The organism is Pseudoalteromonas luteoviolacea S2607, from assembly GCF_001625575.1.
Taxonomy (GTDB): Bacteria; Pseudomonadota; Gammaproteobacteria; order Enterobacterales; family Alteromonadaceae; genus Pseudoalteromonas; species Pseudoalteromonas luteoviolacea_E.
On sequence record NZ_AUXV01000008.1, the window covers coordinates 109056 to 135075 of the forward strand.

Consider the following 26020-nt stretch of genomic DNA (forward strand, 5'->3'; position numbering starts at 1 on the left):
CTAAAATTCTTTTGAAATCGTAACTAAATGTACTTGAAGTTAAGTATTGTTAACTGATATAAACGCAATCTCCCATTTTACTGATAGGTAAGACTATGTCTCAAAAGGATTTCATAAGCCACTTGTTAATAGAGTGTGATGTGATGATTCGTTATGCGTCAGGGCAGGGGAAAACAATACCCAGCTACATGCCAAACACAGTTTATCAACTTCAACGAAAGCAAGATGTCATTGCGACCGGTGGCGAGAGTGTAGATGGAGGGATCGGGTTCTATGAACATGAGTTATCTGAGCTAACAAAATGTCATAAAGAGCTTTCGGTGTTGGTTTATCCAGCCAAGCCTCTCACACTAGCGATTATGGATAAAGAGTCAACATCAGTAGGGTGGATCCGCTTCCTAGGTCCAGTTAAGCTAGTTAGGCATATGTCCATATTGGCCATTTTCTTTTTACTTTCAATTATTGGGTTATCAATTTCCCCTGAAGTGAACCAAAAAACCATCAATGAAGGTCTCTTCAATTCTGAAGGAAAGACTTTGCTGTTGAATCAATTGTTTTTGCTATGCTGTGCAGGCTTAGGAGCTACGTTTGCGTGTTTGCACAAATCTCGTAACTATATTCGCCAATGCAATTATGATCCAAAGTTTGATTCAACTTATTGGTCTATGGTTATTATGGGATTTATGGCTGGCTTGATGATTGCTGAACTTATACCCACGGCTGATCTTGCACAAAATAATCCAACAATCAGTGACTTTCATAAACCGTTGGCTGCGCTATTAGGAGGTTTTTCTGCAGATGTGATTTACAGTGTGCTAAATAGACTAGTTGATGTATTCAATCAGTTATTGGGTAGCTCAGACCAAAAAGCCAAAGAACAAGTTAAAAATACAATTACTCAAGCTGATTTAGCAGAACAGCTGCATCAACAAAACAAAGATTTAAAAGAAAGCATGGCAATAGCGCAAAATACAAATCAGCAGTTGCTCTCGCTTATTGCTGATGAAATGGCCTTACCTAGTGATAAGAAACGGGTGCTATTAACGCAGCTTAACCATGCTCAAAATTTGGCAGAGAATAGTAAGCCAGCAGAACGAAGCAATGTGACCAGTGAGCATGAAATTGCTTGAACAGCCAAGGTGAACGCATCAAATATTGTATAATTTAAAATAAAGGATTACATTTAAACTAGTATAAAATGCTGGGATTTCACTTTTTGAATTTACCGTTCATTATCTTGTCTTTATTAATGTTTTCAAGCTTTTCTGTTGCTATGACAAAGCAACAGATGCTTGAATTCGAGTCTCTAGCGATTAAAACGCCTTTAGAAATCTTAACAGCGCAAGACAAACCAGAGTATGTCAATCAAGCATTTTGGCTCACCTTAAAGGCGCGTTCAGCGTTCTTTAAAGGCGATATTCAAGCTGCCAAACAGCACTTTGATCGCGCCAAACTATATGTAAAAGAAAGTCCTTTGAGTCTAAGTTCTGGATATTGGTATTTATATCGAGCCTTTTTCTCCGTGGAGCAAGGAGAGCTTGAAAAAGCGAAACAGTATATCAAACAGGCGAGGTTGAGTTTCACTCAGCAAAAAGCGTCAGATTTGCTGATCAGAACCTATGCAATGGAAGCCATTATTGCTGTATGGCGGGAAGAATATAGCCAAGCGCTCAAGTCGTTACAGGCAGCGCAAAGCTACATCTCGAGAAGTGCAGTTGAAATCGACGGGACTACAAAATTAATGGTTTATGACAGCCTAACGGCGTATTACTTAACACTACAATTTTATGTGAAAGCCTTGAGTTATGCCTATCAGGCGAGGGATCTGGCGCTGGAAGCATCAAATATCCTAGATGGATTGCCCGTAAAATATAACCTTTGTTTAGCCTTGCTCAGAGCAAACCTGAATGATAAGGCTGAGCATTGTTATCAAGAAATGCATGAAGTCGCACACGCGAAAAACTTGCCTCGATATGAGTTTTGGGGGCTTTCGGGACTTGGAAAAATCGCTTTAAGTAAAAAAGAGTTTTCCCAAGCTATTGATTATCTGAAGCAGGCTCAGTCTGCTCAAGAAAATGCAATAATTAACCCTGCGCATCTTATCGTCTTAAACAATAACTTGGCTTTGGCTTATGCCGAAGTTAAACAGTTCGACAATGCATTGATGCAGCTTTCATCTTCTAAAGAATTATTAAAGTCTTATCAGAACTCACTGAATAATCGGTATACACGGCAAACTTTAAAAATTGAAGCCGATGTCTATCAAGCCAAAAGAGACCTACCTCAGACAATCGCTTCACTGCGGACTTACGTTAAATTCTTGGAAGAAAATGATGCCTTGGCAAATAACAAGGTTGAATATGAAACGCAGGGGGCGTTAGAAGCACAGCGACAAAAGATTAAGCTCGCCTCTTCAAATGGTGGTACTGGAATAGAGGCAAACCTGAACAATGACCAAGCTAAAAGCCACGACTTAGTAAAGGCCTATATAATCATCGTAATACTGGTTATTACCTTAATGGCAGTGGTGGCTTATTACCGACGTTCTAAGAGTAATTTAACAGCTTTATTAAATTATAAAGACTTTGGCACAGGACTTTACAATCGGCGTTACTTTGTTGAGCAATTTGAGGTGGTTTCTAATCGTGCCGCAGACTATGCCATGGCACTCATAGAGCTAGATGGCCTCAGGAGTTCAGAGCTGAGGTATAAAAGTACAGACGCTAAACTCAAACTTGCCGCTGAATTAATTTTAAAGCAATTTAGGGATGATGGTGATTTAGTGTGTAGGGTGAGTGAAGAAGAGTTTGTTATTTTGTGTGAAGGAATGAAAAAAGCCGTGCTCCAGAAGCGACTCGCTGCTTTTAAGCAAGCGCTTATTGAGCAAGATCTATTGGATGACGTTGGTTTTTCGGGGGCACTTATTTGCTCAGAAGAAGGAGATTTTGGCAATATATTTGCTGAATTGGAAAGTCGTTTGGTTCATGTAAAGAGAAACGCACCTGGACAAGTCGTTGCATTTTGAACTGCCCAGGTGAATAAACAGAGATGGCTTTAGTAGGTATAGCTAATATGCTGAAAGAAGCGCATTGTTATATCTTGCTTTTCTGGGTTTATTGGCAATTGAGTGGTAAATCGCCTCACCATGGTTTCAACATTGTTCACAAATTTTCCGTACCCTGCATCTTTATTATCTTTATCGCTAGCAACAATTACAAAATGCATTGCTTCACACAAGTGTTTTGGATCCCAGATTGTATGCGTTTGCCCATCCTCCAAAGAGGTATCAAAGCTCAACTTTTGCAGCTCTCTATTGTGATCGGATTTGTCAATTTGACTGCTTCTAACAATCGGCATTCTGCCATCTGCAACAAAGCCAACATGGCTCAATTGCAACTGACTACACATTGTCAGCAATTTATCTTCAACCGACTGGTAAAAAGACGCATAGTCACCGGGCCTCAATAGATGTTGATACTCAGTTTTTATAGCGCGCGTGATAGGGATTGAGAAACTGACATAAGTTATTTCGCTGTGCGCTTCTGGCAATGTACAGTTTCTTGCTTGATACCTTGGATATAGGCTGCGAAGCTTGTATCCATAGGTTTCCCTGTGGCCTTTGATTTTAGAAAAAATATCATAAGTGAGATGTTGGTGATCTCGAACTCTAAAATGCAAACCTAGCTCAGCGTATTGTGATTGTAGCGCATCGAGTGTTCGCTTTACTTTGCTATGAAAAGCGGCTGCATTTGCACGTAGTTCATCACCTGTCGCAAGAAACAACAAACGGATTTTACGCGCTTTATGGCCTTTATCACTGTAGATTTTATGTGCTTCATGGTACTTAGGGTTATAGAAAAATAAAATCTGCTTATCGGTTTGCAGGTTGTAAGCCTCTTCATGATAGCGAACTACAGGTAGTTTATCATTGACTATCAATTGTACGTTATACAACTCAAACTCATCACATAGGGCAAACAATTTTCTTGCGAGCCTTTGGTAGGCACTTTCGATATCATCAAAACAGGTGTAAAACGACTCTTCTGGTTTAAACTCAGCCAAAATATAGTGATTATTTCGTGCATTTGTGGGAATGTAGACGCGGTGTAAATTCATTGATGCCATTTTTAGTCCTTAACGATACATCTTAATTGGCCTCATATTATTGAATTTACATGACGATTTTATTGCGCTAGAACAAAATTTGTCACACTACTTAATACGCAAAACAGACAAAAAATTACAATTGCAATTGAATTTATATCCGAATTGGCAACAGTTTGTGGACATGGTAATAATTCTTGTTTAATGTTTGTTTTTAAAAAAGGAACTGCCATGAAACAACCATATCCTCTTATTCCACTTAGTGCGCGAGCGCTCAACTTTCTAGCTTTGGCAGATGCCAATGACAACGGTAATTCGTGTGACTTAGTTATTTTGAAGGGGAGCCCTGATCAACGGGATCTTTCAGGGGCTATCGACAAAATAGCCAAGACTCACCCAATTATGCAAAGTCGAATTGTACGCAAAAGCTTGCGCTATTATTGGCAATTTGACACACATCTACTGCCCGAAAAGGAGTTTTTAGATTGGTCTGATGAATTCGACAGTTTTGAATTATGGCACAGTGCGTTGCGCAATCATTTATTTAAAGACATCGTTGATCCATTCAACTCATCGCCAGTTAAGTTTATTTGCATTCAGTATAGAGAGTATTTTGCTCTGTTAATTCTATCATCGCATATCGCATCGGATGGGAGTAGCGGTTACCTATTATTTAAGCAACTGAGTGCTTATCTTAATTCGGAGCCTATCGCAGTGGTGGATAATAGCTTTGAGCGAGAAGCAACACTATTTGATTCTTGTGGCACGAAAGCTTATCTAACCGCGGTTAAACAGCTAGTGTGCAATTTAGTCAGGCCTTGCTCAAAGGTTGCATTGAGCAAGGGGAATTCAAATCAGTGCCAGATGGAGTATGTCGATCTGGGAGAGAGGGCGACAAAAAACCTAGTTGAATGGTCAAAACAGCGTGGCTGCTCTGTGAACGTCGCCCTTAATTATGTATTGAGTGAGTCGCTTTGCTGCGATCGCAGTTTAAGTGTGCTAGAAACGATGTCAGTTAGAGACATATCTAAGCAGCCGCTCGAATACGCCTATAACAATTTAGTCATTGTTTTTGAATCATATATTGGCGGAAGTAATAATTGGGTTGACGAGTATGCTAGACATCTACAACAGCTTAAGCGTGAAGGTTATAGAGCCTTTCAAGCTCAACAAGAAATTCAAGCTCTATCAATTAACTTACTACCTAGAACAGCATTAAAGACGTTAGTTAGAATATATAAACGGTTATTTTTAAAGGGGAATGTAATTCTTTCAAATTTAGGCGTGGTAGATTTTGACTTGAGCCATGTAGGAAAGTATGAAATTGTCGATGTCTATAACTTTAGCGTGCCTTTACCACCTGCTGGTTTAGCGGTTGTGGTGAGCACGTATAGGCAAAAATTAAGGGTTTCTTTTGCGCATAGAGGTGATGATATCTCTGACTATATGAGTGCGATAGAAGCGAATATCTTATCGATTAAATAAGTACGCTTAAGTTTGCACACTACAGAAAATAATGGTGTGAGTTTTTATACTTTCTTTAGAGGTGATAGCAAGGAGGTAGCTTGCTTTTAAAGGTTTTTGCCATACGAAAACTCATCTCAACTAGAGTATTTACTACCTTGTTTTGATGGTAGGATTATGTTTTTCTTTTAATTTATTGTATTTATTTATATAAATGTTGGTACTTATAGATACAATGGTTTACAAAATGTGTTAATTTTGTTTTCACAGAGCCTTTGAGACCCCGTCTTTCCTCCGATATAAATTTTTTTATTGGAGAAATGATGTTACATACAGGGGAGTTAGTTGCAGCAGAACAAAAGCAGCTAGAAGGACATAGTGAGTTTTGGAGACTCTGGTTAGAAAATAAAGAGAAATTATTAAGTTGTTGTTATCGTTGGCTGAGGAATGATAGTGATAAAATAGAAGACGTTATCGCTCAAACCTGTGAAAAAGCTTTTAAAGCTTATACTCGCTCCAGCGCTATAATTGAAAACGAATTTGCTTGGTTATGCAGAATAGCGCACAACCTGTGTATGGATGTGCATAGAGCAAACGCCAAACATCAAGATATTGTTAATCACGTTTCTGAACTTCCAAATCAATTCTATTTCGCAGATAACCAATCTACATCACTAGAGAATGAGCACCTTAATCTGAGCTTATATAATAAAATCCTTAAAGAAATCGATGTTTTACCAAAAGAACTAAGACTGGTTATGCAATATAAATTCATGTATGAGATGGAATACAATGAAATAGCAAGCCGATTACAACTTTCACCTGAAAATGTAAGAAAAAGAGTTCAACTGGCTCGCAAGCGCTTATCTGTAATAAAGGATGAATATAGAGTGTTGAGCTGAACTTTTATTAGCTTGGTACTATCATTAAAACTTTAATATTATTGGCAAGTTATTTAATTATAAAAAGGAAAATCACAAAATTAAATTAGCCGCGTCATACAAAAGCTAGGTTTTTGAACTATAGCCCAACCTTTAAAGCGATGGCTGACAGCCAGTCATCGCTTTCTTATTTACTCTCCATAATTTTACAGATTTCATTTCACTACTAAATTTATTTTCAATCTGTGTTCACGAATCATGTGACTCTGCGTCAGTTGATTACTAAGACGGCCAAAGTTGGTTTATTCAATAGTTGGCTATTCAATAAAAATTGGCTCCAAATTTACTTGGCTCACCATGTGGGCGATGCGGCGGAGCGTACTTGGAATTAATAATGACAATAAATAGAAAGTGGTATGTGGTTTATACTAGACCAAATGCTGAAAAAAAATTCGCCGAACAAGTTAGTAATTTCACCAGCGGATGCGATGTTTATTTACCACTCATAACTGAAAATAGGCAGTGGAGTGATAGAGTAAAGTCAGTTTCAAGTCCACTTTTTAAATCCTATGTTTTCGTATATTTAAATGAAGACGAATATCACTATATTAAGCGTCTAAGTGGCTTTGTTGATTATATTAAGTTTAACGGCAAACCGAGTGTAATCAATTCACTTGAAGTCGAAAAAATAAAAACAGTTGTTGCATCTGGTTTCCCATGTGAGCCTACGACTCGTAAGTTTAAGCTTGGTCAATCTGTCGAGATTAAATCAGGTAGCTTAAGGGGGTATCAAGGTAAGTTAGTTGATATTAAAAACGAGGCCGTATTTGCGATAGAAGTTCAGGGAATAGAACAAAGTTTGTTGATGTCAGTTCCTGCTTCGTTGTTAAGTTTTGCGGAGGAGATATGACTGGCATAAGCATTTCTAATAAAAACATGGAAGCTCTGAAAGTCCAACTAATTTGTCATGAAGGCCTTACATGTGTACCAATGGAGAATGACGCTGGCGAGCTTACCATTGGCGTTGGTAGAAATTTATCCCAAACAGGCATAAGCGAAACTGAAGCTGAGCAAATGTTAGAGCATGATCTTGCAGAGTTGCTTAAAAATATTGAGGGAGAACTGCCCGTCTTTCGGCAACTAAGTGAAGTGCGTAAACTGGTTTTGATGAATATTGCGTTTTCGCTCAAAATCGATGGATTAAAGGCGCTTAAAAAATTACTTGCTGCATTGTGCATAGGAGATTTCACACTGGCGGCAAATGAAATTTTACACTGTCACACGATACCCGGAGGGACAGATAGAAAAGCCGAGTTATCTATGATGATGAAGGCGGGGTGAGCCATGGTTGTTCAATCCGATGAAGCACAACTCGAATTAGAGAAAGTGCTTGCAAGAAGCTTTTATCAAATGGGTGTTGCACTGCAAAATAATGAGGAAAATCTTGGCGATAGTTTGTCAAAACTGAATGATGTTTTGGATAGGGTCATTGCCTTAGATAAGTTTCGCTTTGTTAAGGCTTGCTTTGGTCTAAGTTGCAGTGAACTAAAGCTCATAGCACTGGTTTTTATCCAAGAGATTGAACCAGATTGTTTAACGCCATACTTGGGGCTGACCTGGTATGAACATGGCCCTTATTTGAGCCTCGATAAATTACTGCTTTTGTCTAACCCTTCACCGCAAAAGCGCACCATGTTAAATTCAGGTATTTGTCACAAGCATGCATTTAAATGGGGGCTTTTTCAGTTGCAAGAGCAACTTGGGCTGACTCAAAGTGTTCGTTTGTTACCTGAGCTCCTGTCTTTTCTTCAGGCTAAAGAGGTTTTATTTTCAGAGGGCTGTGTGGCCTCATATCCTTACAATACTTCGGTAGATTGTGCTTTTTCATGGTTTAAAGGTCAACAAAGCCTAATAGACAGCAATCGTTTTTGTGTCATAGATAATGGCGATGTCAATTTCATTCGTTGGTATGTTGAGCAACTCGCTAACGCGCAATCAGCACTAGTGAGTTGTATGCCATTTGATATGCCAAGTGAGGTAGCTAAGACCACTATAATCAAAAGCCTATCGGCGCTGCTTTTGGCATCAGCGGGCAAAAAAGTATTTGTTGTTTTACCCAAATGGGTTAGCCGTTACTTAGTAGCGGACAGCGAGCAATTTGAATTGTTAAAAGCACAGGGAAATTTGTACTTTTTCTTTTCAAATGAGGCACAGGCTTCGGCATTGTCAAAGGTATGCGCTTTTATTCCCAAAGCGCCAACTATCGATGCGCTAGCACAAATATGGTTAGCGTTATCTAACAGGCATGCGCCGAGCACCGAAGATAGAAATAATGCTAGGCAAGTGGCTATTAGATACCCAGTCCCCATATACAAGATGTCAGATATTGCATTTGAAGCGCTTGAACAGCCGAGTTCACAGTTTTGGCAAGTGTTAAAAAGTGCGTGTCTAAAAGAACAACAAAAAGGGCCCGAAGGGCTAGCAACTCTGACAGAGTCTAGGTTTAAACTCAAGGATATGGTGCTATCCGAAGCCGTTAATCAACAGCTTCATGAGTTAGTGTCACGCATTAATTATCAATCCGAATTAAAAAGCAGGCTACCGAGATTTACAGAAGGCTGTAAGGCGCTTTTTTGGGGGCGTCCGGGCACCGGAAAGTCTATGGCGGCGGAGGCGATAGCAGGAGAGTTACAGCTTCCCATTTATGTAGTCAATCTAGCAAATATCGCCAGCAAATGGATTGGAGAAACAGAAAAACACCTGGCTAAGTTATTTGACGAAGCTGAGCGATACAATGCGGTATTGATGTTTGATGAGGCGGATGCGGTATTTGCCAAGCGAAGTGAGGTTGAGTCTAGTCACGATAAAAACGCCAATATGGGCGTCAGTTATCTTTTACAAAGAATGGAGAGGTATTCCGGTTTACTGCTGTTGAGTACGAACCTCAAAGCAAATTTAGACGACGCATTTCTCCGTCGTTTTCACAGTGTCGTTGAGTTTACTTTGCCTGATCCAAGCCAGCGGCTTTCGATATGGAAGCGTGTGATTGGAAGCAATGCAAGTGAAGAGCTCCTAACAGGTATTGAGGGGCTGGCTAAACGATTTGAACTCAGTGCTGCACAAATCATTAATATTACTGAAACCGCGTTACTGCAAAGCCTAATGCTGAATCAAACGAGCATAAAAAGGGAAAATATTGCTAAAGCCCTACTTAGAGAGTTGTCGAAACAGCATGAGGGCTTTATGGCGCAACACGAAATTAAAGCTTGGCTAGAAGGAAACTAACATGGACCCCAAAATTGTTTTTAAAGTGCAACAGGCGCTTAAAACTTTCATAAACGAACGGATCTTGGCTGTGGATCTCGATATTGAAAGTGTTCAAAACACAGAGATTGCATTGAGTTTTGTGGCACCAGATAAGAATTTTTATGATAAGACTGTCAGTGATGAGCCTACCGTAAATTGCTACCTGATTGGTATAGCTGAAGATGTTACGAGGCGGCAAAGTGAACCACCTAGAACTTACTTAAATACCGCGCAAACACACCGAGTTTACCAAAAAGAGCCGAGGTTTGTTTCCCTTACCTATATGCTCACTGTATGGAGTAAAGCAGAGGCGGGAAGCGCTGAATTAGAGCATTTGGTGCTCAGCTATTTGCTTTGTGGCCTTGGTGCTTACGACTTTTTACCTGAAGAGATTTTAAATAGCTATGGTGTAGAAGACAAACCATACGGTATTAGAACGCAACTCTTCGGCAATGAGCATAGTGAAAAGGTAAGTGGACAGGTTTGGCAGGCGCTGGGTTCAACACCAAAACCTACACTGTTGCTTTCTCTATCTGTTCCAGTTCCTGTATTTACCCCGGATATATTGCCAGTTATTCAAGAAATCGAAACAGATATGGAAAATAAATCAACTTAAGTTTCCATACGATTGTACGCCAATCAAAACAGCTATTCATAGTCATTATGAGTAGTTGCGCTTCTTCACATAAACGATTAATCACCAAAGGTAAAATATGAAACATTCAGAGCTTAATACGGAGCTTAGAGGCTATTTTGAAAACGGGGACATCCCGACTGAGGACGAATTTCGCAAACTCATCGACGCAGCGACAGATAATCGAACCACATTCAGTTTAGTGGCGCACATCTTTGGCATGATCGTAGATTGTGCTGTTACAGAGCCGCTAGCAGATTTGAACGGAGATCTGGCCGAAGTGCTGGCGCAATATCAGCTGGCTGTCGGCGAATCCGTGCTTTTATACCTACAGGATAACCAGTCAGAAAATGGCGTATACAAGTTCGGTTATCGTCAAGAGGATAGCGGGGTTATTGCGACTTTGACCAAGCAAGCGATCGATGAGTTTGATGGCATGTTAGTTAAAGCTAATCGTTCGAAAGATAATGACGCAAGTTTTTATCATTATGTCAGTAATGAAGCTGGACAAAACTTGCAGTGGGAAAAAGTTGAAAATTTTGATGTCCCAGATTATTACGCGTCGAGCTTTAGAAATGCCCGTTTTCCTGAATCGGTTGACTTGACCCAAGGAGGCATGTCAACAAACTCTGTTTTAACCGCGAGTCGCATTGTTGGTAATGGCTATGACATCACTAATTTAAATAATGCCAGTTTACCTTCCCAAGTGGATTTAACGGTGATTGCCGATGATTCGAAAGTAAAAGCGAAATACTTTGAAGGTAGCGGGAGTTTACTGACTTCTCTGAATGCCAATGAATTGAAGGGTGGGCAAGTACCTTCAGATATGTTGGATTTTGCGCAAATAACAGATATTCGCGATGGCAGTTCAGAGAAAGTACTCAATGCCGATCACGGCCAATGGTTAAACCAAAAGGTGGATAGAGTTGCTAACCCGCTACTAAGCCCTGTTAATGTCGTATGTGTAGAGACAGAGGCTGATATTAACCTGTCATCTGCACCCAATCAAATAGATGGTGTGACATTACAACCCGGCGATTTGGTGTTGTTAACCGCGCAATCAAATTCGGCTGAAAATCGTATTTGGCAATATGATGCCAATGCTAAGCTCGTTGAACCGGATTCTGCTCATGCGATTTTATTACGTCACGGTTATGCAGTGGAGATACAAAAAGGCGCAAGGCACCAGCATAAAGTGTTTGTATTGCTCTCGCGATTTGAAAATGCTGATGGCGAAATAGACAACGGGTGGCAGCCCAGTGCGCAGATAACGCTTGCGGGCATGGGGATTCAAGTTACTAACAATCAACATGCGGCCGATATTGCATCTTCCGCGGATGTCGAATCCGAACGGGCTTATAAACTGCTTGATGCAGCGCTGTTTAAACAAAAACTTACTGCGTCTGAGCAAGGGATAACGGCTGACTACACCACTAAGATAAATGAACAAAAGGATCGTATTGACAGTATTTTACATGCCAGTGATGCGGATGCAGATTCTTTTAAAGAGATAGTGGACTTAATTAACTCAATAGATACGGAATCGGATGCCGCATTTGCAACTTATGTACTCGAAAATGACGCCCGAAGCCAAAAAATAGAAGAAGATCTAGACGGGGAAATTACGACAAGGCAGCAACAGGTTGCAGGGTTGCAGTCTAGTATTCAGCTAGAGGTCTCTACTCGTACTGCTGAATCAGCCAATCGCTATACTAAAGCGGAGTCAGACCAGCGATTCTTAAAATCACTCAACACTAAACTCGTTGGCCAAGTAGATATTACTGAAGCGACTTTTAATGGCGATATGAATGTAACCGGTGCAATCACTGCAACTAACGATGTTACTGCATTTTCAGATGAGCGCTTAAAGTCGGATATTAAAAATATCGAAAATGCACTGGATATTGTCAATAAACTCGATGGGGTGACTTTTGAGCGTGTGGATTTCGACGATAGCAGGCGTTATACCGGCTTAGTTGCACAGCAAGTTAAGGGGGTTTTTCCTGAAGCTGTTCATCAAGATGGAGAGTATTACTCGGTTGCTTACGGCAATTTGGTTGGGCTACTGATTGAAAGTATAAAAGAGCTCAACGGTAAAGTTGCTAGCCTACAAAGTAAGCTAGTTACGCTTGATTCCAAATAGCAGGGGTGAAGCACTATGACTTTACAAAGTAATGGACCGATCTCTTTAGAGGATATTGGTGATGAGTACCGCGATACTTTACCTTATGAGTTAGGCTTTTATAGCGAGCACGTGGAAAAGTCGCCTGGAGAAACCATTGCCATCAGTGAATTTTACGGCAGGTCCGCCATGACGATTCGACTGCTGGACAAAACGTTTGAAGTTTACACTCAACGTAAAGCGATTATCCCAATTGCGAATATTCTTGCCGGTAGCTTCGATGAATACAGTAATGGTAATGACCCAGTCAACCTCATTACAGTGCAAAATGCCCAATTTGGCACAGTCAGGATTGATGGTGCGAACGTGGAGTTTACGTCGACGAATATTGTAGGCAGTGCCGCTCGTTTTGATTATACGGTTGAGAACAGTAGTGGCATTAGGAAAACGCATTTTGTAACTATGTCTGTCATCGCGGTTCCGCCAATTGTGTGTAATCCAGATACCTTTAGTTTACAACAAGGTGAAGCATTACTGATCAGCAAGCAGCAACTTACCCACAATGATGAAGATGGCTCGGGTACTGGGCTGACATTAACTTCAGTAAGTAACGCGCAAGGTGGTACGGTGTCGTTGAGCGGTAATACAATTACCTTTACCTCAACAGGGCTCGCTGAACAGCCTGCACAATTTAACTATCACGTGCGCAATGGCCACGGCGTTGAGCAAACGGGCATTGCATACATTAATGTTACTCCTCTGCCAGAGTTAGAATCGTTTGTATATAGGACCCAGCAACAGGCTGAGCAAGCTCGTCAAAGCTATAGCCCTCCGACGATGCAGGACATATTCAACAATTGGGCACGATTCAATGGCAATGAGTACTTTACAAACAAACAAGATGCGGAATCCCGAGGCAGCTCAAATGCGACAGCTTGGTACTACAACGCATCTTCTGACAGTGTTGTTATGCCACTTAATGTCTCGCCACCTAACGGGTTCGTGTCATCAGAAAAAGTCGATAACTACACCTTAGAGGCCACACTGTCTTCGGATAATAGCGACAACGATACGATTGGGGTTGTGGCAGCTTTTGTTCGAGAAGGGAGCGTCAACTATGTACTGACTTTGGTATTGAATACTGGCGGTACGCCGCCAGGCTCCACAGGGTGTGGCGTGTACTTTGGCTATGTAGGTGTAGGCAGTGGGTCAGATAAATTGCTCGGCCAATATAATATTGGCACCGGTGGTGGGTGGAATAGCAAAAAAGTCCGCGTCAAAGTGCAAAGGCAAGGGGATATTTTCAAGTTTTATGTGACCCCTTGGAACCAATTAAATGACTTTCAATCCGCCAGTGAAATTGTTGTGGACTTGAATTCAGACTCTGCACTGCATCGCTTTAAAGGCAAGCAGTCATATGGTTACATTACATATTCACAGCCAAATTCTACGTATCTTGACACAGATCTGCGCGGCGGATTAGATGTCTCTAAAATTTATGATGCGCAAAATAACACTGTTTGGGAATATATTAACGGTAATTGGCAGCAGATATCTGGCAGTTTGCAAAGTCACTTAGGCTTTATTCGAAAAGTGTTCAACCCATCGAGTAAAGAACGGTTCTTAATCGCACAAAACTTGGTCACATATTTGGGTAAGCTGGTCGAAAATAACCAATGGGACAACAGCAAGTTGCTAGATGAGCGCCAAAATGTGCTGTATGACCAAGATGTTGCACAAAATGGTGCACCTGCAAGCCGACGAGTTGTGGCGCTTTATACCGCTGGTAAAGAGGAAAAGAACTATCTAAATGGAAAGGCGAGTGTATCTACAACCTCCGCGCATAGCCACAATGCCTCAAGCCCAGGGTTCAACAATATCGGTGGCAAAAATTGGTTTGCTGATAACGGTATTGATCTCAACATCACCGACTTTACTCAAGGTACAGTCGCGTTCGAAGGGGGCATTGTTGGACGCATTACCAGCATTGGTAACGACAATGGCACAAGTGCGTTTATCCACTACCAAGTGACAGGCTATCGCCTTTTCGATAGAAGCTAAGACCCTCACTTTTTATTCTCTGTTATCACTGTGCAAAGCGAATTTTGGTATGAAGCCATGGGTAGTAGTTCGCTTTTTTTCACTTTAATTTTTAACGTGTAGCTATTTAAAAAGTTTAGCTACCTAAACCAAGGAGGCCATAATGGCACAGAAAACACTTTCTGGTATTCTCGCAGCCATTGATGCTGAGCAAATCGCAGTAAATATGACTGCAACAAAATCACTTTATAGATACACAGGTATCGTTGACCGCGTTAATGTAGTTAAAGCAGATGCGAATGTTGATTTGTCTACAGCCAACAATGATAACTTTTTAACCAACACTTTAAACCTTGCAGACGGAGAGAAGATACTACTAACTAAGCAGTCTACACCTTCTCAAAACGGCGTTTATCAAAGAATATCGGATACCCTGAATAAGATTACCTATCCAAATATTGAGCTTGGCAACCTTGTTGAGCTGCTGGGCACGCCGCCAACATCATCCACCGAGTTCTACAAACTTATGGAAGGCGACCAGTGGGGGAAAGTCCTAATAACTGATGGTGCGGTTGTCGTGTAACCGAGTCGGCCAAGTGAAAAGCTTGGCCTATTTGATCTTGAGAGGCCCTGAAACATGGCTTTTGACTATCTAAACGTTAACGTATTACTTGATTGCTTTGGTACCCATCAAAAACACCTTGAACGCTACATTGGTTTCCTTGGCACAGTCGACACCGTATTTGAAAGTGCCCAATTACTGGATGAACCCCTACCGCCGAGGTATTGGCAGACAACAGTGCTTTTAATTGGTCAACAAGACGAAACTCAAAATGGATTGTATGAAATTACCGAAATGGGGCTTTGGCGGCGTGAACAGAGGGAGTTTGAGGTAGGCAACGTCCTTGCGTTACAAGGCGAGTCAGGTCAGTTTTTTAAACTGGTTGACTTGAATGCGAATAAACAAAGGTGGCAAGCATTCAATCTCCCATAGTTCACCTGTTCCCGATCATTATCCAGAGTATAAATTAATTGAGAATTTAATATGGCAGGGCTTTTGAGAAAAACGCTAAAGTCATTTTTCCGTCGAGGCGCTAAGCCTACAGAATCCCAATTTGCGAAGCTGATCGATGCCTGTGTGCTGCATGAAGAAGACGGCATTTGCAAACGAGACTCGGGTATTGAAATAACCGAAAACCTCATCGTCAAGGGCAGCTTGATTGTAGACGGTACATTCTGGTTAGCCGCACAGCCAAAATCAGCAAATAAGCCTAGTGAAGCTCCCAACCTCGATCAGGCTCCAATGGGCGCTATTTACTTATGGTTTGGTGAAGAATTGCCTCGCGGGTTCGGTGTTTGTGATGGTAAGGAAGGGCGGCCACTTATCACCGCGCCAAATCATGAATCGGGTAGGTTGAATTACATCATTAGACTGACCGAGTAGCGCAAGTTATTGCCCTAGAAGAATCAGAATAGAAAACCACAATGACAAAACATAATAAAGCAAGCTCGAATACATTAGACGAAGTATTCAATGGTGTTGAGTACGCCACTCTTAGGGCTAAGCCAGAATCCACAAAGATAACTAACGAGCAAAGGCTAGATAGCCCGTTTGAGCCAGCTCTAAGTGCAAAGGTTTGGCCAGTTACAATACAAGACCTCGGATACAATCAAGCTTGGGTTGAACTGTATGTAGAGTCCATATTAGCCTGGCTACATGAAGCCAATGACAGTCAGATTTTTGAACTATCTAAACCTGTTTATTTAATGCAGCTAGGTGCTGCAAATTATCGCCTTGGGTTGGCGTTGCTTCATAGCTTGGCGCAAGCACTCGCACCACAGGGGCTAATAAAAATTAAGCTATGCATGATATTTACAGTCGATGATGAAAAAATGCAAACGCTTTTGTTTAATCACCCAGATTTCGGCTATTTTTATGAACGGCAGCAAGCTCAGATTGTTAACTGGGAAGCGTCATCTTCGAACCCCATACCGACGCACGCGTTAGATGGCAGTGCCTTAATGGTCGATGCAAACCCAGTTGTATTGATTAGTCATAAAGTATTTTCTCAGCTATCTCAAGCCATTTATCATATTCATTACAATCAAATTTTCCGAGCTGAGTTGGCTCCTCTTTCAAGCTCGGTGTCTAATGCCCAACACGTGCAAGGTGAGATGCCATTGCTTTGGGAGATGCAAAAACAGCAGGCATTAAACAGGGCAGAACAACATAACTCAACGCTTGCATTACGCTGGCTACAGACATCTATTGACGAGGAAGTTAACGATGACAATGGCGTACTCGGTAAATGGTTAAAAACGGCACTTGAGCATCATACTTTAGCTGGGATGAGCAGAAGTATTGCTATTCCGTATACGGCCGCCAAAGTGATACGTGCAATTGAGTTGGCATTTCCCAAAGGAGGGATGCAGTTAATTTGTGATGAAGCGCAGCAATCACAAGGGGTTGCTATACCTGCGAATATAGGCAATCGTGAAATAACTCTTCCCATTGATTTCTCAGTACTTAACCAATTGCTGCTAAATGAATGCAATGCGCAGATCTCTACGCTTCCAGTTAGTGATGAGAAAGTGAGCATATCTATGAATCATAGGTTGAGCAACACTTTCGATTACACGCGGCATGCTTTTGAGCGTATATGTAAGTCGAGCTCTCCTGAAACAAGTGCGCATATCACTGACGGCTTAAGTAATATTGCTGATGTCTTAAACGAGAACCAGATCCAAGCGCATCTTGTTGAAAGTGGGTATGATCCAAAAGTACTGGCCATATTTCTACCTCGCTTATTGAAAAAAGGAGTGTCTGTCTTATCGCGCTTATCTTGGTGTGAAATGCTCGATACTGTTTGGCAAAACCATGTTGTAGACATGGAGTATGAGACCTTTGCATTTGAGTTGGGCCTTTTAGCTATAGATTTGAGTCATTGGGCGCTTGCAAAATCCTGCATGCTAATGCGCATGGAAATCAGTGGTCCAAGCACTGCTTGTTTACACAATTTAGCGTTATCGGCTTGGGCTACGGGCGAGCTCGATATCGCGGAGCAAAGCATCACTTTGGCACTTGATTTGAACCCTGAAGATGCTCAAGTGCAGGGACTACAATCTGATATTTTGGCCTATCGAAAACGTTGCACACAGCTAGCTTGGTTTGACCCTTCAACAAAAGATGAGCAAATAGACGAAGGGGAGTTACAGCTTTTACCTCTTGGCCAGCATCAACTCGGTGAGTTTTTCTTACAGTATAGTCGCTCAGACATTGCACAGCGTTTACGGGGAATGCAATTAAATAAGTTCGAGGACCTTGAATCCCTTTGGCCTGTGTGGGCAGCAGAGGGAGATAGTTGCAAGAAATCTCACTTAGCAGTGGTTCATAATGAACACGGATTAGTTGGTGGTATTGTGTTTGATTTTGACATCGAAGAGCAGGGTGTTGTTCATTTATCCTTCTGGATAGGAAGTGATTATCAGGGCCAAGGATATGGAAAGGAGGCAACAGCGCAAGCGATTAAGATGATCACGGTGCTCGCAAATGAACTTGGGATTTCACATATTACTACATCTGCATGGACGCATAACTCAGCATCTCGCCAAATACTTACATTCTTGGGTTTTGAACAACTAGAAAAAACCAAAGGAGAGGGTATTCATCAGGAAGTATTTTACTTATTAGATTTAAACAATACTTAACTAAAAAGGTGGACAGCTTATGCAAGCAGCACAAAAAAAAGAAACTGAAAATACACATGACTTCTGGCTTGGAGCGAATGAACAAGACAAGCCCATTCACAAATTTCGCAATGAAGGACATGCCGTGGTTTATGACGGAAAATATTACGCGATGGTCGCTGCGCCGAGTGCTGAACACCCCGGTAATAGAAGAGAAGTCGGACATTTTAGTCGATATGACAATAAAGAGTGGTCAATAGGCGGAAGGCGAGGCGCAGCCTATCATGGCGATCGGCAGTTCGACTTTGTTATCACGCAAGCTAACAATATGGTCATCGGGGAAAAAGATACAGTGGGGCACACCAATCTATCTGAAAGAAAAATGGTTAAGTTTGCTGGCACAATTACTTTTCTGGATGGCGACGATGCAAAAAACAAATCAGATCTTAATCAACAAAATAAAACCACCATTGTAATGACCCGTGGCTCTGGTCACTACAAAACTGCGGGCCTAAACTCGCAAGAGGCAAGGCAGAAAATTGCACAGCTTTGGGGGCCCGGTAGAGTTGGGACGCAGGGATTTGCCTGGGATTATTAGCAATTTAAGATTATTTATATACCCGTCAATGAAAACAATACGTGAATTCATATTTAAATACCAACTGATTTTAGAGGCGATTTAAACTATTTGTTATAAGGAATTGGGTGTTTTCGTAGTTTTAGAATTTATTATTTTTATACAGCGCAAAGCTGTATTTAAAACAAGCAAAATATTTTAATAACTATAGCAAGGTGTTAGGAGGAAAATAACAACCTTGCTTTTGTGATGTTAATAAATATATAGATTAGTAGAGAGTAAACTATGAATAAACAAACTAAAAAGCCTGCCGGGAGTCAAGGTGCATATATTAGGCAGTGGGTTGATGAGCACCTGAGTGAAGATAGTGAGTTACTAAAAGCCGTCTCGACTTTACGTTTATACTCTAAATCAGAGGCGAAACAACGCAGGGAGACGTGGTTTGCGCAGGATACAGAAGACGCATACAGTCAATCGCCAAGCCTAGCAGGTTCTGATCCAACGAGCGCTCTAAACACTTTTCGCAATAAATATAAGGTTGATACATCATCCGACAAATCATCGTATAAATACAAAATTAAAAGTGTTGAAGAGGTTAATCTCGAAGAGGGCGGTCAAGCTCCGTCAACTGACGAAGCGGAGCTGCAAACTGGTGTGATGGTGAGCAGCCCTTTGTACGCCGGTATCAAGGAATTTCCAGAGCGCTATCTAATAGGGGCTGGTGATAAAAGAGAGAATTATTCATTTATCGTCGCTTATAATGCTCATGGTTTGCTGCAAGGAGATAAGCCTGTTGAAAATGCCTTAGCGCGCAAAGAGCTAAAAGGGACTCGAGGTATTAAAGTCGGGTTTTATTGGGACCAGCAGATACAGGACGTAAACGATTCAAAATCAGTGTGGACGGATGACTCTACATTTGTGCAAAACTACAAAGCTGTAGCGACTTCGCCTGAACAGCGTAAAGCATTTGTAGGGTCTTTGAAGCATGCCAAAGTATTAAAAACCTTTCCTTATGGCATGTGGCGAAATATTGCGTTAGATAACACCTTTGTCACCAAGATCATGAATAGCCATTGGGGGGAAAGTCACTCACCAGTATTTACTCATATTACCGACCCGGATGCTTCGACATGGGTAGACCCATATAGTAAAAATCACGTATCGCAACAAATGGCACTCGAAGCTGAAGCAAAAAATGCCGATTTGGTCTTGGGTGCCTACGTCTATGACTCCGCCGCTGCTCAAGGTGATGATGTGATTGACAGAGCGGTGAAAGTGATTGCAAAAGCAGGATCGCAAATGGATGCGTTGCTGCGTCCTAAAATTTTTGACACGCAAGGGATAAATTATCCGGCTGAACGCAACTTTATGCTAAAGCTGAAAAGCAATGATGGCACACAGAACTTATATCAAGCCAAAAAGTTTATTCAGCGTAGTAGTCTGTTGTTGGACATAGATAAATCGCATGGCTTCAGTGGTAAGGGTCCATCTGGAGAGCCAACTTTGTTTGGCCTAGGTGATGCTGAAGGTCGAAAACTACAAAGCAATGTCAGGACCATTAATAACAATCTTCAAATGCTGGTTAGTAGTGCGGCAGTTACAACGGATGTACCAGGCCGAGTAAAGGCTTCGGTGGTTGAAACCAATCATTTGAATCAGGCTGGGTTTAAAGATAATGGCGTCATGAAGCCTTTGAGTAACATTAAGGAGTCGCTCGTGGCAACCTCAACTATTCAAATGATGAAACGTACATCATCAAAAAATAGTACGGAAAGGAACCTAGCTATTGAGCTAATACGTGAACGGCCGAGAAACCTTTGGTTTGCAATAGCAAAAGCACATGAGACCCAAGGTGATATATATGCTGCAATTGATAACCAGGTTAGTACGTGGCAATCGGAAGAGCAGGATACCAAAGCGTTTGAAACGCTGTCACAAACGGCATTGGCGCTAAGTAGTAAAATACAAAAGGGTGATAAACTAGATCAGGACCTAGATTTAAAAGATGCACAAGAGGCACATAATAAATACGACAATTTTTCTATTAGGCACGTCCATTATTCCCAGCAACAGTATCAGGAAGCGGCAACTTGGGTGCAGGTTCATGTGTTAATCATGTCTAAACACCACCGTACCCGAGTAGATTATATCTCCCCCGAAATTGAAAAGCTCCAGGATATACAAAAGATTATGAAATACAAAAGCGACGTTGTTAATCAGGCTGTGCAGCAGTTACAAGACATTGTTGACAACTATGAAAGAGGGACTCTTGCTTTAAACGGCTTACGTGGCTTGGAAAGCCAAATACGTGCACACATATCATAAATCGCACCTAATCACGCAGCACTAGCCACATATAACCCCAAAGCGCGGTTGTTTATAATTCAATATACCTAAACCTGCATGCTTTATGCGTATTTAGCTTACTTTTATCATTATTAGATTCAGCTTACACGTGCAAAAAAAATGAACGAATACAAGCATGAGTGACTTCCTTCATAAGGTTAGGCCCTAAGTTTCGAATAGCTCATGCTCATACAGCGGTAAACCTGCCATAACACATTGATAAACAACATCATCAATTGAGAGTTGGTAACGCGTTATTTTTATATGTGCTCACATACATTCCTATGTAAATTAATTTCACCGCAAACACCCCATCAAAGAATTCTCGTCTCAACAAAAGGAAACTTTTGAAATGCAAAAGCAACAGCAAGAACAGGAAATAAACCCTGTTTCGCAACTTTATCCCACCAAAACGGCGCTATCGGTCAGCAAAGCACTTGATGCAGATTCGGTAAGTGTCGATTTGTTGTCTTCTGGCGTCGACGTAGCAAAACGTTATGCATCTCAAGTCGTTTGGGATCACTTTAATGGAGACCAAACCGCAAAGTTAATCATTGCCAGTGTTTTTAACTACGCAATGACGTCACTTAAGTCTTTAAACCCATGGGTGACAGCCATTGCTCAGGCGTTGGTTTTTCTGGCTAAAGTACCCGCGGGGGTTGTGTCTGCCGTTTTATGGGCTATCGGTAAAATGTGGTTGTGGGTAGCCAATAAATTTTACAATGGAGGCTGGGTAGCCATGGCCTGGGGAGATATCGATGAAGCGTATATCTATCAATGGCTCAAAAAGGGTAAAGATGCCCACGCAGCATTAAGTGCATTAGTAGAAAACTTAGAAGCGTGGGTTAAGTACATTCAAGATAAGTTATCGAGCAGAGTGGCGGGCTTAATAGGCGTGAGCGCGGATAGCGATCCCTCAGATGAGCAGGTATCTGATACCGACTCAGACTCGGAGTCATCGCCAAACATTGTAGACAATAAGTTTATTTCGCTTGGTATTAATCAACCGGACTTAATGGAGTGGGAAGACGGTGCAAATCGACCGAAGCGAGCTGGGCTACATGGCACAGGCGTGGCGAAGGTAAATTTGCTCGGTCAGCAGTTTGGCGGTGACATAGATATTAAATTGCCATTTGGCTCAGGCTGGGAGGTGTCAGTTGCACCTGTATTTGCCAGTCAACAGGGAGTCGGCTTTAGTGGAATTATCAGTGCGCATCAAGTGTTAGGTGATGAACTCGTAATAAATGAAGAAGGGTTATCTAGCTTTAAAGCCAGTATTGTTGGATTAGATATTGCCGATAAACGTGTTTATTCAGATCTATTGTCATTGCATTACAACAAACAGCAAAAAGAAGTACATTTTTCTGGTGATGCCCATGTGCCTCTGTGGGATAAGAAAAAGCTTGATGGCGACTTTAACCTAAAGCTTGATACAGCTGGTAAATTTAAATCTTCACGCGCAAAAATCGCGTCATCCGATACGTTTGAAGTGATCCCAAATCATTTGTCAGTAAGTAACCTTTCTGGTGAAGTTGAAGTTGCTAAGGACACTGCGCCTGAATTCGAGGTGGGAACAGATGTCTCCTTATATGGCTTGCCTGCCGGAGTTAAAGCTTCAGTAACACAGGCAAAGGTTATGTATCACGACGAGCAGCTCGGGGGCGAAATAGAGGAAGCTGAAGTTGAAATACCCGTCAGCAAGCACACCACGATGACGTTGGCTCTGAGTAAAGCAAAATTCACGAAAGATAAAATTGAAGCAGAAAATGCGTACATGGATCTGGACCACGATAACTCAAAGATAGCCAATGATAAGGCGATTGTGGATTCTAGTTTTTTCTCCGGTAATTTTGACTTTGGCAAAGTGTTTGAACTCAAGCAATTGAAAGTGCATCAAGGGTTATCTTCCATCAAGTTTGAAGGAGGGAAATTTACTTATGAAAAAGATGAAAACAATGGGCTACAACTACTGCGTGCCCGAATCTTAGGTCTTGAGGCTTATTATGATAATGACAAGCGAGAAGGTGGCATTAAAGGTGAATGGAAAAAAGGCATTGATTTTCCAGCATTTTCATTAGACTTCCCGGTTGGCGCTGGCTTTGCTGGGGTGGCTATCGACGTTAGTGGTGGGTTTGAGTTTGGTGCGGGAATTGGCGCAACCTTAAACAATAAAGAAGAAGAAAACACCGAAACTGAGATGATATTTAACGTTATTGGTGAGGCATCAGCAAGTGCAAAGGCAAAAGCAAGAATAGAAGCCGGCGCTTTCGTTGGAGTACCGTACCTTGCAAAAGTGCAGGGTGGCCTATTTGGCGAAATTAGGGGAGGGGTAGAAGGTAAAGTTCTGGCCTCTGGGAGACTGAAGTACACACGTGGTAAAGGAGGAGATAGTTTCGGCCATTTTGGCATTGATAAAGACTGGCCAATGCAAGGCGACTTTAGTTTAACTGGTTCTCTCGAAGCTGAAGTGGGTGCATCTATTAAAGCCAAGGTACTGACATTTGAAAAGGAAATTGCTTCAATTTCTATTGGTGACTGGACATTAGGTGAATATACCTTGGATGGTACTATTAAAAAGAACCCTGATGGAAAAGGCTATCATATTGAACGCTCCAGTGGGGAGTTTGCTAATAAAAAGCCAGAGCCGGTGAAAGTTACAAAAGAAAACTTAGGCGTTGATAAGTGGGTCACGCAGTTGGAGAAAGATGGCAGCCACATAGAGTACACAGATGAAGAAGCTAAAAGGAAGTTACCTGAAGTTGCAAGAAAAACTGTTTATAGTCCTCTAAGTCGAGATCAAAAAGAGGATATTAAAGAAAGGTATACAAACTTGCTTAAGTTGATGCCTCAACAATTGAAGTTTGGAAAAATTTATCAGAAATTTAAGGCTGAGCGAGAAAAGCTGCCAAACAGTGGCACATATATTTGGACTTCAAAGGTATGGAGTGAAGCTGTGCAGCGTAAGAACTTCTGGTTCATTGAGTTGAGTTGGAGCAAAGCAAAAGTTGCTGACAAACTTGATGAGTATCACAAGGCGAAGTCTATTTTAGACCGAAGAGTGATCTTACAAAAGCTTGAAGAAATAGCCACTGACTATCGGACAAATCGCTCTAAGAACGAGGAAAATAAGGCCGCTGCGCAAGAGTTCTTAGACAGCATAGATAAAGAAAGGTTAATTTTGATGTAGCACCACGCTCTGTTGACATTATCACAATAGGTGTAAGGAGAGTGTAATACCTAGTGTTTAATTTTAGAGTTATGGTTTTGGCAAGTTGAGTTATCGTCCTTATCTGGGCGGGGCTCAGCTACTGGGGTATAACATGTAAAAGGAACATTGGTATGTCTAATCTTATTGGACCCAACACTTCGTGACTCAATCTACACACTTTTAGTATTTTAAACATGAGTCAAAATGCAAAGCAGCCAAGAGCTGCTTTTTTTTATAATTAAAATCATTAAGTTAATATGTACAATGGCAAGTGATTAGTAATTTTAGGGACAAACCTATGAAGCAGTTCTTTTACTCGCCAGTGTTTGCTGGTCTGGCCATATTTCTGAGTGGTTGCGGCGACTCGTCAAATGATAATAAGCCACAAGTTCGAATAGCAGAAAAACCAACGCTTTCTTTTACTGCTCAGCAATTTACTCGATGCGGTATCAAGGATTATGCAGGAACGACAGTCATATTTCATGACGAAACGGGGCAGGCCATAGCTACGTTTGAAGCGCATAACACGGCACAGTTTACTCAAGAGATCCCAACGGGTGCGAAACATGTCTCAATTCTAGGTGAAAACGCTGTATTTGAGACTGAGAAAATTACAGGGGTTATTACCGCTTTAGATATTTCCAAAGGTGCAAAGCTTTCAAATGTGATGTTTTATGACCTGACTGACTCTTGTGAGTGCCGTAGTGTGACTGCGGACTTTACTGCTTTGAAAGCAACGCACAGTGATTTCTATATTTTTGATTCGAACTTGAATCCTTTAAGTGATTACCATGATGAACTTAAAGCTTGTCAAAATAAGCGCAGTGCATTTTATGCGATAAAACTACCTGGGTATGAAGATGTATTAGCCACAGTTAGTGATGTCTCTACAGATGATAATGAAATTATTTTTAGTGGCAGTGATTTTAGCCATGAGGGAGTGAAACTGGATATAAACGCATTACCTTTGGATTCTCGATACACTGTCAGAGGGCTTGGAGAATCTGACCAAATAATTTACTCTCAAAGTAGTAGCGTCTCCGCATCTGACGAACAAGTATACACATTCCCTTCGATCACGAACGAAAACTATATAACGATTGCAAAATCAGGTATAGAGGAGCTTGACAATTTATCTTTTTACGTGGTGAGCGGCAGTGTTGCTAAAGTTGATGAAACAGGCATCGTGACAGACATTTCACTACCAAATCAATCTATGGGCATGCTCGAAACAGTTTCAAATATTTTCGGGCGCGGCACATTGGAGTATGACTTTTCCAAATTGGATAGCCGTCTTAGGGTCGCGCATTGGCGGTTTGAATATCAATGGATTGACAGTGATGTCAATAGAGTGGATTGGGAGGTGCAAGGAGCGCTACACGCTGCAATTCCTAAGCTGTCATTTGGAGATATTTTAACTGTGCCGGAAGATCGACACACGGAATCGGTAAAAGTTGTAATAAGTGGACATGAAGGTGCGCCGCTTGACTTAAAAGAGTATAGAGCATCCATTAACGGTAATACGGATTTTACTCACTCAGACAAATATCATTTTGTCAGGATTGAAGCGACAAATGTGGTGACGCATTAGGAAATGTCAGAGTTGCAGTCAGTTACGACTGCAACTCAAATTTACACATTTTCGTTTCGT

19 protein-coding genes are annotated in these 26020 nt (G+C 41.4%); 18 read left to right on the top strand and 1 reads right to left on the bottom strand.

Annotation, left to right across the window (positions count from 1 at the left end; all coding sequences use genetic code 11):
• Positions 1–95: 95 nt before the first annotated feature.
• Complete coding sequence (locus N480_RS07375) at positions 96–1130, top strand: hypothetical protein (RefSeq protein WP_063371874.1); 1035 nt, start codon at positions 96–98, stop codon at positions 1128–1130.
• Positions 1131–1216: 86 nt separating this feature from the next.
• Complete coding sequence (locus N480_RS07380; RefSeq protein WP_196761465.1) at positions 1217–3025, top strand: diguanylate cyclase domain-containing protein; 1809 nt, start codon at positions 1217–1219, stop codon at positions 3023–3025.
• Between the two features lie 29 nt (positions 3026–3054).
• Here N480_RS07380 and N480_RS07385 read toward each other — a convergent pair whose 3' ends face one another.
• Positions 3055–4125, bottom strand: coding sequence for a DUF3083 family protein (locus N480_RS07385; protein ID WP_063371876.1), 1071 nt, complete (start codon positions 4123–4125; stop codon positions 3055–3057).
• A 210-nt stretch (positions 4126–4335) separates the two neighbouring features.
• On the opposite strand from N480_RS07385, the gene N480_RS07390 reads away from it, so the two are divergent.
• The 16 genes from N480_RS07390 to N480_RS07465 all read left to right on the top strand — a co-directional run bounded on the left by N480_RS07390 (position 4336) and on the right by N480_RS07465 (position 25960).
• Positions 4336–5589 carry a hypothetical protein gene (locus N480_RS07390; RefSeq protein ID WP_063371877.1) on the top strand — a complete coding sequence of 418 codons (1254 nt, stop codon included), beginning with the start codon at positions 4336–4338 and terminating at the stop codon, positions 5587–5589.
• Between the two features lie 299 nt (positions 5590–5888).
• On the top strand, positions 5889–6470 hold the full coding sequence (locus N480_RS07395; protein ID WP_081231790.1) for an RNA polymerase sigma factor: 582 nt from the start codon (positions 5889–5891) through the stop codon (positions 6468–6470).
• 373 nt (positions 6471–6843) lie between these two features.
• Positions 6844–7359, top strand: coding sequence for a transcription termination/antitermination protein NusG (gene nusG, locus N480_RS07400; protein ID WP_063371879.1), 516 nt, complete (start codon positions 6844–6846; stop codon positions 7357–7359).
• Positions 7356–7790, top strand: a complete 435-nt coding sequence (locus tag N480_RS07405) for a glycoside hydrolase family protein (RefSeq protein ID WP_063371880.1) — start codon at positions 7356–7358, stop codon at positions 7788–7790. The genes nusG and N480_RS07405 overlap by 4 nt, the downstream gene beginning before the upstream one ends.
• 3 nt (positions 7791–7793) lie before the next feature.
• Positions 7794–9734: an ATP-binding protein gene (locus N480_RS07410; RefSeq protein ID WP_063371881.1), complete on the top strand. Its 1941-nt coding sequence runs from the start codon at positions 7794–7796 to the stop codon at positions 9732–9734.
• Between the two features lies 1 nt (position 9735).
• Positions 9736–10371: a DUF4255 domain-containing protein gene (locus N480_RS07415; RefSeq protein WP_063371882.1), complete on the top strand. Its 636-nt coding sequence runs from the start codon at positions 9736–9738 to the stop codon at positions 10369–10371.
• Positions 10372–10468: 97 nt separating this feature from the next.
• Positions 10469–12532, top strand: coding sequence for a tail fiber domain-containing protein (locus N480_RS07420; protein WP_063371883.1), 2064 nt, complete (start codon positions 10469–10471; stop codon positions 12530–12532).
• A gap of 15 nt (positions 12533–12547) precedes the next feature.
• Positions 12548–14572 (top strand): Ig-like domain-containing protein, encoded by a 2025-nt coding sequence (locus tag N480_RS07425; protein ID WP_063371884.1) that lies wholly within the window; start codon positions 12548–12550, stop codon positions 14570–14572.
• Positions 14573–14714: 142 nt separating this feature from the next.
• Complete coding sequence (locus N480_RS07430; protein WP_063371885.1) at positions 14715–15134, top strand: hypothetical protein; 420 nt, start codon at positions 14715–14717, stop codon at positions 15132–15134.
• 54 nt (positions 15135–15188) lie between these two features.
• Positions 15189–15545 (top strand): hypothetical protein, encoded by a 357-nt coding sequence (locus N480_RS07435; protein ID WP_063371886.1) that lies wholly within the window; start codon positions 15189–15191, stop codon positions 15543–15545.
• A gap of 51 nt (positions 15546–15596) precedes the next feature.
• Positions 15597–15995 (top strand): hypothetical protein, encoded by a 399-nt coding sequence (locus tag N480_RS07440; protein WP_063371887.1) that lies wholly within the window; start codon positions 15597–15599, stop codon positions 15993–15995.
• Positions 15996–16036: 41 nt separating this feature from the next.
• Positions 16037–18259, top strand: coding sequence for a GNAT family N-acetyltransferase (locus N480_RS07445; RefSeq protein ID WP_063371888.1), 2223 nt, complete (start codon positions 16037–16039; stop codon positions 18257–18259).
• Positions 18260–18278: 19 nt separating this feature from the next.
• Positions 18279–18836 (top strand): hypothetical protein, encoded by a 558-nt coding sequence (locus tag N480_RS07450; RefSeq protein WP_063371889.1) that lies wholly within the window; start codon positions 18279–18281, stop codon positions 18834–18836.
• A gap of 264 nt (positions 18837–19100) precedes the next feature.
• Entirely contained in the window at positions 19101–21140 is a 2040-nt protein-coding gene (locus tag N480_RS07455; protein WP_063371890.1) for a hypothetical protein, read from the top strand.
• Positions 21141–21513: 373 nt separating this feature from the next.
• Positions 21514–24348: a hypothetical protein gene (locus tag N480_RS07460; protein WP_063371891.1), complete on the top strand. Its 2835-nt coding sequence runs from the start codon at positions 21514–21516 to the stop codon at positions 24346–24348.
• Between the two features lie 319 nt (positions 24349–24667).
• Entirely contained in the window at positions 24668–25960 is a 1293-nt protein-coding gene (locus tag N480_RS07465) for a hypothetical protein (RefSeq protein WP_063371892.1), read from the top strand.
• The last annotated feature ends 60 nt before the right edge of the window (positions 25961–26020 follow it).

What these genes read in the sequence shown, in the direction of transcription:
- N480_RS07390 (WP_063371877.1), top strand. Translation starts at nt 4,336, where the DNA reads ATGAAACAACCATATCCTCTTATTCCACTTAGTGCGCGAGCGCTCAAC.
- nusG (WP_063371879.1), top strand. Translation starts at nt 6,844, where the DNA reads ATGACAATAAATAGAAAGTGGTATGTGGTTTATACTAGACCAAATGCT.
- N480_RS07410 (WP_063371881.1), top strand. Translation starts at nt 7,794, where the DNA reads ATGGTTGTTCAATCCGATGAAGCACAACTCGAATTAGAGAAAGTGCTT.
- N480_RS07450 (WP_063371889.1), top strand. Translation starts at nt 18,279, where the DNA reads ATGCAAGCAGCACAAAAAAAAGAAACTGAAAATACACATGACTTCTGG.
- N480_RS07375 (WP_063371874.1), top strand. Translation starts at nt 96, where the DNA reads ATGTCTCAAAAGGATTTCATAAGCCACTTGTTAATAGAGTGTGATGTG.
- N480_RS07465 (WP_063371892.1), top strand. Translation starts at nt 24,668, where the DNA reads ATGAAGCAGTTCTTTTACTCGCCAGTGTTTGCTGGTCTGGCCATATTT.
- N480_RS07425 (WP_063371884.1), top strand. Translation starts at nt 12,548, where the DNA reads ATGACTTTACAAAGTAATGGACCGATCTCTTTAGAGGATATTGGTGAT.
- N480_RS07460 (WP_063371891.1), top strand. Translation starts at nt 21,514, where the DNA reads ATGCAAAAGCAACAGCAAGAACAGGAAATAAACCCTGTTTCGCAACTT.
- N480_RS07430 (WP_063371885.1), top strand. Translation starts at nt 14,715, where the DNA reads ATGGCACAGAAAACACTTTCTGGTATTCTCGCAGCCATTGATGCTGAG.
- N480_RS07435 (WP_063371886.1), top strand. Translation starts at nt 15,189, where the DNA reads ATGGCTTTTGACTATCTAAACGTTAACGTATTACTTGATTGCTTTGGT.
- N480_RS07440 (WP_063371887.1), top strand. Translation starts at nt 15,597, where the DNA reads ATGGCAGGGCTTTTGAGAAAAACGCTAAAGTCATTTTTCCGTCGAGGC.
- N480_RS07395 (WP_081231790.1), top strand. Translation starts at nt 5,889, where the DNA reads ATGATGTTACATACAGGGGAGTTAGTTGCAGCAGAACAAAAGCAGCTA.
- N480_RS07415 (WP_063371882.1), top strand. Translation starts at nt 9,736, where the DNA reads ATGGACCCCAAAATTGTTTTTAAAGTGCAACAGGCGCTTAAAACTTTC.
- N480_RS07385 (WP_063371876.1), bottom strand. Translation starts at nt 4,125, where the DNA reads ATGGCATCAATGAATTTACACCGCGTCTACATTCCCACAAATGCACGA.
- N480_RS07445 (WP_063371888.1), top strand. Translation starts at nt 16,037, where the DNA reads ATGACAAAACATAATAAAGCAAGCTCGAATACATTAGACGAAGTATTC.
- N480_RS07420 (WP_063371883.1), top strand. Translation starts at nt 10,469, where the DNA reads ATGAAACATTCAGAGCTTAATACGGAGCTTAGAGGCTATTTTGAAAAC.
- N480_RS07455 (WP_063371890.1), top strand. Translation starts at nt 19,101, where the DNA reads ATGAATAAACAAACTAAAAAGCCTGCCGGGAGTCAAGGTGCATATATT.
- N480_RS07405 (WP_063371880.1), top strand. Translation starts at nt 7,356, where the DNA reads ATGACTGGCATAAGCATTTCTAATAAAAACATGGAAGCTCTGAAAGTC.